Below are 9,683 nucleotides of genomic sequence, written 5' to 3' on the forward strand. Positions count from 1 at the left end.
TGTGTCAGCCACCCAACCCCCACCATTTGGGGGCGCGCGTCTGGCCTGCCGCCGCGGCGCCGGCGGGGCCCCCCCCGCCCCCCCCCCCCCCCGCGCCCCCCCCCCCCCCCACGCCGACGGCAACGACCTCGACGGCGACCAGGTCATGGCGGTGCTCGCGCTCGGCATGAAGGAAGCCGGCGAGCTGACCGACAACACCCTGGTCGCCACCGTGATGAGCAACCTGGGCCTGCACCTGGCGATGCGCGAGCACGGCATCTCCCTCAAGACCACCGCCGTCGGCGACCGCTACGTGCTGGAGGAGCTGCGCGCGGGCGGGTTCGCGCTCGGCGGCGAGCAGTCCGGCCACGTGATCCTCCCGGCGCACGCCACCACCGGCGACGGCCTGCTGACCGCGTTGCGCCTGATGTCGCGGATGGCCGAGACCGGCAAGCCCCTGGCCGAGCTGGCGGGCGTCATGCGCCGCCTGCCCCAGGTGCTGATCAACGTCGTGGTCGGCGACAAGGCCGCGGTGGCCAGGGACGCGGCCGTGAACGAGGCGGTCGCCGCCGTGTCGGCCGAGCTGGGCGACACCGGCCGGGTGCTGCTGCGGCCGTCCGGCACCGAGCAGCTCGTGCGCGTGATGGTCGAGGCCGCCACCCACGAAGTGGCGGAAGCGGCGGCGCAGCGACTCGCGGGTGTGGTTTCCTCGGTGCGCTGACGGGCGAGTCGTTCGGGGGTCGGGGATGGGCAACTTCGGGTTCGTCGAGCTGGCGATCATCGCGGTGGTGCTGGCCGCCATCGTCGTGGGCGTCGTCGTGCTGGTGAAGAAGGCCGGCGGCAAGCAGGCGCAACACCCCCACCCGGGGCAGCACCCCGGCCAGTACCCGGGTCAGCAGTACCCGGGCCAGGGGTATCCCGGTCAGCAGTACCCGGGCCAGGCGTACCCCGGTCAGCAGTACCCCGGTCAGCAGTACCCCGGCGGGCACCACCCCGACCCGCCGCCCCAAGGCGGCCCGTACCCCGGCGGCCCGGGCCGGCCGCCGCACGGGCAGCAGCCGCCCCCGGGCCACCAGCCGCCTCCGCCGCCGCGGTGACGGCGACGCCCCGCGTCGCCGTTTACACCTGCAAGGACCAGCGCCGTTCCGCCGTCGGGCGGCCCGGCGGCCTGCCACGATGGGAACCGCACGCCGAAGCGTCACGTCGAAACGGGCGAGTCGTCGAGTTGGGTCGTGGCCTCAGCGCCACGGAGGGGAGTGGAGCGCCGTGGCCGGTTACGGCACCAGTACCGAGGCGATGCGAAAAGCCTCGAAGGGCATTTCCGATGCGGCGAAGGAGACGGCCGACGGCTTGAAGGACGTGGGCCAGACGCAGACGGTCGCCCGCGATTTCGGCGAAGCGCACCAGCAGCACTTCACCGGCTACAAGGCGGGGATCGACAACTTCGGCAAGGGCATCGCGAACATGGCGAGCGTCCTCGGCGGGTTCGCCGGGAAGATCGCGTCCGGCGCCGGCACCTACGGCGACGTCGAATCCACCAACGCGGGCGACCTGGGGAGCCAGTACTGATGGCCGATCCGAGCTGGAACGACGTCAAGGCCGTTCTCGACGACCCGAACGTGTCGGAGGACAAGAAGGCGGAGCTGATGCACGCCTACGTGTCCGAGACCGCGCCGTGGAACATCCCCGACGAGGCGAACACCTACAAGGACCGCTACGACACCTCCAGCCTGTGGGACTGGGGCGACGGCGCGTCCGCCGACAACGGCCTGCGCAACCGCTACGACGAGGCCAAGGCCGAGGGCGAGTCCAACAGCTACAACAGCCGGGAGCAGACCAAGGCCGTCGAGGACGGCCGGCGCGACCTGGACTCCACGCAGCCGCCCACCGCGTCCGGCTCGGGCGTGAAGCTCTCCGACGAGCTGCTCGACGCGGGCAAGGCCGGGCTCAAGGTGTTCGAGAAGTTCGAGGGCATCTGGAACAACCGGCCCGGCGACTGCCTGGGCAACACCACGGCGATCAACTACGCCGAGCAGATCCAGAAGCCCTACGACGAGCAGCGCGGCATCAACTTCCACAAGCTGCTCATGGAGGCCGACGAGTTCGGCGCCGCCAAGACGAAGATCGACGATATGCGCACCGAGGTGGACGGCCACCTCAAGGGCCTGTACGCGGAGTGGGAGGGCCAGGCCGCCACCAAGTCCCACGAGCACTACACCGGGCAGATCGCGCCGAAGGTCACCGAGCTGGCGGACGCGTTCGACGGCGCGGCCAAGCTCACCCGTTCCGCGGTCCGCAACGTGTACGACCTGGTCAAGAGCAAGGCCGACGAAGTCCTCGGCATGTACCGGGAGCAGATCGGCCAGGCCGACACGTTCATGGCGGAGAAGGTCGTGTCGTTCGCCCGCGGCGAGGGCGATTACTCCAAGGACCGCGTCCTGGAAATCGCCGGCTGGGTCGACTCCAAGACCGGCAGCAACATCGCCGACCGGATCCACTCCGACGACTGCAGCCTGAACGACGAGAACCGCGACTACGCGATCAACCAGTGCAAGAAGTGGATCCGCGACTCGTTCAACCGCGAGTTCTGGCAGCTCTACGAGCAGTTCAAGTCGTGCTGCACCGAGACCAAGTCCTCCGTGGACGCCCAGTGGGAAACGCTCGCCAACTACATGGCCGAGTTCGACAACCCGTTCCCCGCGCCCGCCTCCGACGAAGGCGGCGACAAGGGCGGTGACGACAAGGGTGGCGACACCGGCGGTGGCACAGGTGGCGGCGGTGGCACCGGTGGCGGCACGGGTGGTGGCGGCAGCGGTTCCGGCGGTGGCGGAGGCTCGCCGTCCCTGCCGGAGATGCCCAAGCCCGAGAACCCGCTCGACAAGGACGGCGACGGCAAGCCGGACGACATCAAGCTGCCCGGCGACACCGACGGCGACGGCAAGATCGACGACCTCGACGGCGACGGCAAGCCCGACGACCAGGACGGCGACGGCAAGCCCGACGGGCTCAAGGGCGAGGAGGAGCCGCCCGAGACCGTCACCATCAGGAGCGGCGACAACGAGATCAAGATCACCGAGCCGGACGAGAACGGCCACGTGCAGATCACCGTCGACACGCCGCAGAGCGAGCCCAAGACCTACGACGTCGACTTCAGCAACAACCCCGACGCGCTGAAGGCCCTGATGGGCCAGAACGGCGGGGCGGCGCTGGCGGGCGCGTTGGCCGGCGCGACCTCGACCACCGGCACGGCCGTGCCCGGCGGCACGCCCGGTGCGAGCGGGGCCGCGTTCGGGGTGGCCGGCCCGGGCGAGGGCGGCGCGAACGGCGCGATCCCGATCGAGGCCGGCGCGGACGGCAAGGCGTTGATCGAGCTGGACGGCCTGGCGATCACCGCCGAGGTGGACCCGCTGACCGGTGAGATCAACCTCACTGTGGACAACGGCGACGGCACGCCCGAGCAGTACGGCGTGGAGTTCGGCGAGGACACCGCCGACACCGGCACGCCGGGCATCCCGGGCCTGGACAACGCCGTGCCGCTGCCGGCCGACGTGCCGGGCGACGTGACCACGATGCCCGCCGAGGCGGAAACCCTGATCGGCCGAGGCGAACCGGCCGTGGCCGGCTTCACCGAGCCGCAGGCGGCACCCGCGGGCCAGGGCTTCGCGGGTGGTTTCACCGAGCCCCAGGCAGCGCCCGCCGGTCAGGGCTTCGCGGGTGGTTTCACCGAGCCCCAGGCGGCACCCGCCGGTCAGGGCTTCGCCGGTGGTTTCACCGAACCGCAAGCGGCCCCCGCCGGCCAGGGCTTCGGCGGCGCGTCGGTCGGCGGCTTCACCGAGCCGCAGGCGGCCCCGATGCCCGCCGCGGGCACCGTCGCGGGCGCACCGGTCAGCGCCGGCTTCACCGAGCCTTCGTCGTTCCAGGCGCAACCGGCGTTCCAGTCCCAACCGGCGTTCCAGGGCCAGCCCGCCTTCCAGGGCTTCGCCCCCGCGGGCCAGTTCGACGGCGGCGTCCCGCACTACAACACCGAGGGCACCACGTCGACCTCCGGCGCGTCCGTGCTGGGCAGCGGTTCCGGTTTCAACAGCGCGGACTCCGTGCTGGGCGGCGGGTCGTCGTCCGCCGGGGACAACACGTGGAACAGCCCGTCGACCAACTCCGCCGACCAGGGCCTCGCGTCGGACACGAACGCGTCCCAGGCGGGCCAGGCCGGTTCCGCGACGTTGCCGTCGATGCAGGACTCCCAGGTCGCGGGGCAGCCCGGCGGCTCGGCCGTCGGTGGCGGCATGATGGGCGGCGGGATGATGGGCGGCGGCATGGCCGGCGCGGGTCAGCAGGGTGGCGGCGGCGACAACGAGCGCAGCAGCCCGGGGCAGTGGCGCACGACCGGGTCGCTGTTCGACGACGACGTCAGCCTCAGCCGGGTCCAGGGCGTGCTGGGTGAGGAGGGCCGATGAGCGCCGCGTCGGAGCGGCTGGCCGCGGCGATGAGCCGCTTGGACCAGATCTCGCGGGAGCACGCGGACCGGCGTGAGCTGCGCGAACGCCGCACCCGTGAGGCGAAGGAGCAGGCGAGCGCCAGCTTCGCCAAGCAGGGGGAGACCGCGCAGAAGATCGTCGAGCGGCTGGAGGAGGCCGAGAAGGCCCAGAAGGCCGCCGGCGGCTGGAACACCAAGGCGGCGACGGAGAAGAAGAGCGGCGAGTACAAGTTCGGCGCGGAGGACGACGAGCCGACCTACGAAACCCCACCGCCGCTCACCACGGGCTGGTCGCCGACCCCGCCGACCACCCCCATCCCGACCCCCGTCACCACCCCACCTCCGCCACCACCACCGCCTGCGGCCCGCCCGTCCCCCCGCCGCCCGACCCCGGTGGACGACGACGACGATTTCGGCGGCCAAAGCTGGCTGACCTGACCTGGCTCTACCTCCGCCCCTCGACCAGCCAACCGACACGATCGGGCGAACATCGCCCGAAAATGTACGGAAACACTGTTACCGCACCTCGGTTGATATGGACCGCCCGCCAACCACGGCCCCGTCGCGACCACCACTCACGACGACCCGCCACCCGGCACCGGTCCACCAGCCAGACGTCGAGGGGTCGGAGGAACCAGGACCATGCCAGCAGCCCCACACTCGCCCGCCCTTGCACGCGACGCCCCCGAACACACGGGGAGGCGCCCCGGCACACGACGGAACGGGTTCGCGCACACGACGCAATGAGTTCGCACACACGACAGCCCGACGCTGCCCGACGCATGCCCGGCCCGGCGCACGACAGCCCGGCGTGGTCCGGCTCACGTGACCGCCCGAACCCCCGGCTTGCCGACCGCCACCGCCCAGCCCGCCGCCGACGTGGCGCAAGCGCTTGCCCGACGAACCCGCGGCCGGGCTGGGGTCGCCGGGCTGGGGTCAGCGCGGGACCAGCGGGCCGCGTTGGAAGCTCAGGACGGCGCCCCGCACGTCGCCGTCCAGCAGCGCGTCCCACTGCTTCTCGCCCTTCAGCGTGCGCAGCAGGAACGCCGTCATCAGCGCCCGCGCCAGCCTCTGCGCCGCGCGCTCGCCCTTGCCGTCGAGCAGCAGCTCGCTCCAGTGCCGCCCCTCCGCGAACCCCAGGTGGCTGGCCTTCGGCAGCGACCGCAGCTGCACCGGCCCCTGCCATGCCTCGGCGATCGCCTCCGCGTGACCGACCGGCGGCGCGATCCGGTCCTCGCCGGCCGCCAGGTGCAGGCCGGGCACGGTGACCCGTCGGGCCGCGTCGAGCGCGGACGGCCGGGTCTCCGATGCGGCCAACGTCACGACCGCCCGCACGCGCGGGTCGTCCGCCGCCGCGAGCACCGCCGCGCCGCCGCCCATCGAGTGGCCGGCCACCGCGAGCCGGGACGGGTCGACGCTGATCGCGCCGTCGCCCAGTCGCACGCCGGTGCACACGTCGAGGGTCGTCCGCAGGTTCCCTGCCAGCAGCCGCGACGACATCAGCGGCCCGCGCTGGGTCCCCGGCGCGGCGGCCACGAAACCCCAGGACGCCAGGTGCCGGAGCAGGGCGCGATAGCGGTTGACCGGCTGCAACCAGCCGTGGCCGAACGCCACGGCGGGCAGTCCCAGCCCGGTCGCGGGGGTGTAGACCAGGCCCGGTAGGCCGACCAGCGCCAGATCGCCGCGCAACACGGTGTGCTCACCGGGCCTGCTGAGCTGGTCGAGCACCTGCTTCGCCGAGTAGCCGCTCACCACGCGAACGGTAGTCGATCGAGGTCGCGCCGCGCACGCTCCGATTGGTCTACACCAATTCCCGTGCCCACCAGCGGAAACGCGGGGAAGTGGCCCGTTCGAACAGCGGCCCTGGTCTAGTTACGCTGTGCGGCGTGTGCGGAATCGTGGGATATGTGGGACACAGGTCGGCGCTCGACGTCGTGCTCGACGGGCTGCGGCGGCTCGAGTACCGGGGCTACGACTCGGCCGGCGTCGCGGTCCTCGACGGTGACGGCGGCCTGGCCGTCGAACGCAAGGCCGGCCGCCTGACGAACCTGGAGGCCCGCCTCGACGAGGTCGGGCGCGACGCCTTCACGGGCACCGCCGGCATGGGCCACACCCGCTGGGCGACCCACGGCGCGCCGATCGACCGCAACTCGCACCCGCACCGCGACGTCACCGGCCGGGTCGCCGTCGTCCACAACGGCATCATCGAGAACTTCGCCGCCCTGCGCGCCGAACTCGAAGCCGACGGCGTCGAGATGGCCAGCGACACCGACACCGAGACCACCGCGCACCTCATCGCCCGCGCGTACGACGACGGCGACACCAAGGGCGACCTGGTGGCGAGCGTCCGCTCGGTCGTGCGCCGCCTGGAAGGCGCGTTCACGCTCGTCGTCACCCACGCCGATCACCCGGACGTGGTCGTCGCCGCACGCCGGTCGTCACCGCTGGTAGTGGGCGTCGGCGACGGCGAGACGTTCGTCGCCAGCGACGTGTCCGCGTTCATCGAGCACACCCGCGAGGCCGTCGAGCTCGGCCAGGACCAGGTCGTGGTCATCGACCGCGAGGGCTACCGCGTCACCGACTTCGACGGCGCGGACGCGCAGGCCAAGCCGTTCACGGTCAACTGGGACCTGTCGGCCGCCGAGAAGGGCGGCCACGAGTACTTCATGCTCAAGGAGATCGAGGAGCAGCCGGAGGCGCTGGCCAACACGCTGCGCGGCCACTTCCGCGACGGCCGCGTCGTGCTGGACGAGCAGCGCCTGTCCGACCAGGACCTGCGCGACGTGGACAAGGTCTTCGTCGTCGCCTGCGGCTCGGCCTACCACTCCGGCCTGGTCGCCAAGTACGCCATCGAGCACTGGACGCGACTGCCCGTCGAGGTCGAGTTGGCCAGCGAGTTCCGCTACCGCGACCCCGTGCTGGACCGGGACACGCTCGTCGTCGCCGTCTCCCAGTCAGGTGAAACCGCTGACACGTTGGAGGCTGTCCGGCACGCACGGTCGCAGAAGGCGCGCGTGCTGGCGGTGTGCAACACCAACGGCGCGCAGATCCCGCGCGAGTCCGACGCCGTGCTCTACACGCACGCTGGCCCGGAGATCGGCGTCGCCTCGACCAAGGCGTTCCTCGCCCAGATCGCGGCGAACTACCTGGTCGGCCTGGCGCTGGCGCAGGCCCGCGGCACGAAGTACCCCGACGAGGTGGCGCAGGAGTTCCACCAGCTCGAGGCCATGCCGGACGCCGTGCAGAAGGTGTTGGGCACGGTCGAGCAGGTCCGCGCCCTCGGCCGCGAGCTGGCCGACTCGAAGGCGGTGCTGTTCCTCGGCCGCCACGTCGGCTACCCGGTGGCGCTCGAAGGCGCGTTGAAGCTCAAGGAACTGGCCTACATGCACGCCGAGGGCTTCGCGGCGGGCGAGCTGAAGCACGGTCCGATCGCGTTGATCGAGGAGGACCTGCCGGTGGTCGTGGTGATGCCGTCGCCGAAGGGCCGGGCGGTGCTGCACTCGAAGCTCGTGTCGAACATCTCGGAGATCCAGGCACGGGGTGCGCGCACGATCGTGATCGCTGAAGAGGGTGACGAGACGGTTCGCCCGTTCGCGGATCACCTGATCGAGGTGCCGGCGGTGTCGACGCTGCTCCAGCCGTTGATCTCCACCGTGCCGCTGCAGGTGCTGGCCGCGGAGATCGCCCGCAGCCGCGGTTACGACGTGGACAAGCCGCGCAACCTCGCCAAGTCCGTCACGGTCGAGTAGGGCAGGCTTGGCCCCATGCGGGGTCTGTGGACGACGGATCGGGTCAGGGCGGCGGAAGAGCGCGTCATGGCGGTCGTGCCGGCCGGCGCGCTGATGCGCCGGGCGGCGTTCGGCGTGGCGGTCGTCGCGGCGGAGCTGCTGGCCGGGAGGCGTCGGGTCGGCCTGCTCGTCGGCGCGGGCAACAACGGTGGTGACGCGCTGTGGGCGGGGTACTACCTGCGCAAACGCGGCGTGGCTGTGTCCGCTGTCCTGCTGTCGCCTGATCGCGTGCACGCGGAGGGCTTGGCTGCGTTCCGTCGCGTCGGCGGTCGGGTGGTCGACCGCCTGCGCGACGTCGACCTGGTGATCGACGGGATCGTGGGGCTGTCCGCGCGCGGCCCGTTGCGCCCGGACGCCGCCGAGCACGTGGCGCACCTCGACGCGCCCGTGCTGTCGGTGGACCTGCCCAGCGGCATCGACCCCGACACGGGCGCGATCTCCGGACCGGCGGTGCGCGCGCACACCACCGTGACGTTCGGCTGCCTCAAGCCCGTGCACGCGCTGGCCGACTGCGGGGACGTGCGGCTGGTCGACATCGGGCTGGCCGGCGAGCTGCACGGGCCGGACCTGGTCGAGCTGGACGTGGACGACGTCGGCGCGGCGTGGCCGGTGCCGGGGGCCGAGGACGACAAGTACACGCAGGGCGTGACGGGCATCGCGGCCGGTTCGGCGACCTACCCCGGCGCGGCGGTGCTGGCGACCGGTGCGGCGTTGCTGGCCACGTCGGGCCTGGTGCGGTACGCCGGTGCGGCGGCGGAGCCCGTGCGGGCGCGGTGGCCGGAGGCGATCTGCACCGGGTCGATCACGGACGCGGGCCGCGTGCAGGCGTGGGTCGTGGGGCCGGGCTTGGGCACCGGGCTCGGGTCGGAGGCCGTCCTGCGGACGGTGCTGGAGGCGGGCGTGCCGGTGTGCGCGGACGCCGACGCGATCACCATGCTGGCCAACAACCCGGACCTGTGGGACGCGCGCGACCCCGACACGCCGTTGGTGCTGACGCCGCACGACCGCGAGTACGAGCGGTTGGCCGGGCCGGTCGGCCCTGATCGGGTGACGGCCGCGCGGAAGGCGGCGGAGCGGTTCAACGCCGTCGTGCTGCTGAAGGGGCACGCCACCGTCGTCGCCGGGCCGGACGGACGGGTGCTGGTCAACCGGGCGCGGTCGTCGTGGGCCGCGACCGCCGGTTCCGGGGACGTGCTGTCCGGGGTGCTGGGCTCGCTGCTCGCCGCCGGCCTCGACCCGGTGCTGGCCGCCGGCTGCGCCGCGAAGGTGCACGTCCTCGCGGCCGACCTGGCCGCCGACGGCGCGCCGATCCCGGCCACCTCCCTGTTGGCCGCGATCCCCGACGCCATCCGCGCCGTCCGCCCGCTCTAACCCCCGCGTGTCCTACGTTCGCGTCACGCGTGTCCTACGTTCGGAACACCCGAGTTGAACGCTCAGGTGCC

The 9,683-nt window shown here is 72.5% G+C and carries 7 protein-coding genes and 1 pseudogene; 7 read left to right on the plus strand and 1 reads right to left on the minus strand.

Annotated elements, in window-relative coordinates:
• Window positions 1-118: 118 nt before the first annotated feature.
• The 5 genes and pseudogenes from ACFXGA_RS20710 to ACFXGA_RS20730 all read left to right on the plus strand — a co-directional run.
• Window positions 119-700 (plus strand): annotated as a pseudogene (locus tag ACFXGA_RS20710) (phosphoglucosamine mutase); the annotation flags it as partial.
• A gap of 25 nt (window positions 701-725) precedes the next feature.
• Window positions 726-1,076, plus strand: a complete 351-nt coding sequence (locus ACFXGA_RS20715; protein WP_378090209.1) for a hypothetical protein — start codon at window positions 726-728, stop codon at window positions 1,074-1,076.
• A gap of 169 nt (window positions 1,077-1,245) precedes the next feature.
• Window positions 1,246-1,548 (plus strand): hypothetical protein, encoded by a 303-nt coding sequence (locus ACFXGA_RS20720; protein ID WP_378090211.1) that lies wholly within the window; start codon window positions 1,246-1,248, stop codon window positions 1,546-1,548.
• Window positions 1,548-4,433 (plus strand): WXG100 family type VII secretion target, encoded by a 2,886-nt coding sequence (locus ACFXGA_RS20725; RefSeq protein ID WP_378090213.1) that lies wholly within the window; start codon window positions 1,548-1,550, stop codon window positions 4,431-4,433. The genes ACFXGA_RS20720 and ACFXGA_RS20725 overlap by 1 nt, the downstream gene beginning before the upstream one ends.
• Window positions 4,430-4,891, plus strand: a complete 462-nt coding sequence (locus tag ACFXGA_RS20730; RefSeq protein WP_378090215.1) for a hypothetical protein — start codon at window positions 4,430-4,432, stop codon at window positions 4,889-4,891. The genes ACFXGA_RS20725 and ACFXGA_RS20730 overlap by 4 nt, the downstream gene beginning before the upstream one ends.
• Window positions 4,892-5,389: 498 nt before the next feature.
• Here the strand turns inward: ACFXGA_RS20730 and ACFXGA_RS20735 are convergent, their stop codons facing one another.
• Window positions 5,390-6,205, minus strand: coding sequence for a dienelactone hydrolase family protein (locus tag ACFXGA_RS20735; protein ID WP_378090217.1), 816 nt, complete (start codon window positions 6,203-6,205; stop codon window positions 5,390-5,392).
• A 134-nt stretch (window positions 6,206-6,339) separates the two neighbouring features.
• On the opposite strand from ACFXGA_RS20735, the gene glmS reads away from it, so the two are divergent.
• Together glmS and ACFXGA_RS20745 are read left to right on the plus strand one after the other, a co-directional pair.
• Complete coding sequence (gene glmS / locus ACFXGA_RS20740) at window positions 6,340-8,202, plus strand: glutamine--fructose-6-phosphate transaminase (isomerizing) (RefSeq protein ID WP_378090219.1); 1,863 nt, start codon at window positions 6,340-6,342, stop codon at window positions 8,200-8,202.
• 15 nt (window positions 8,203-8,217) lie between these two features.
• The gene (locus ACFXGA_RS20745) at window positions 8,218-9,612 is read left to right on the plus strand and encodes an NAD(P)H-hydrate dehydratase (RefSeq protein ID WP_378090221.1); all 1,395 of its coding nucleotides are present in this window, start codon (window positions 8,218-8,220) and stop codon (window positions 9,610-9,612) included.
• Window positions 9,613-9,683: the final 71 nt, after the last annotated feature.

Origin of the sequence: Actinosynnema sp. NPDC059335, from assembly GCF_042752395.1 — a bacterium.
Classification (GTDB): Bacteria; Actinomycetota; Actinomycetes; order Mycobacteriales; family Pseudonocardiaceae; genus Actinosynnema.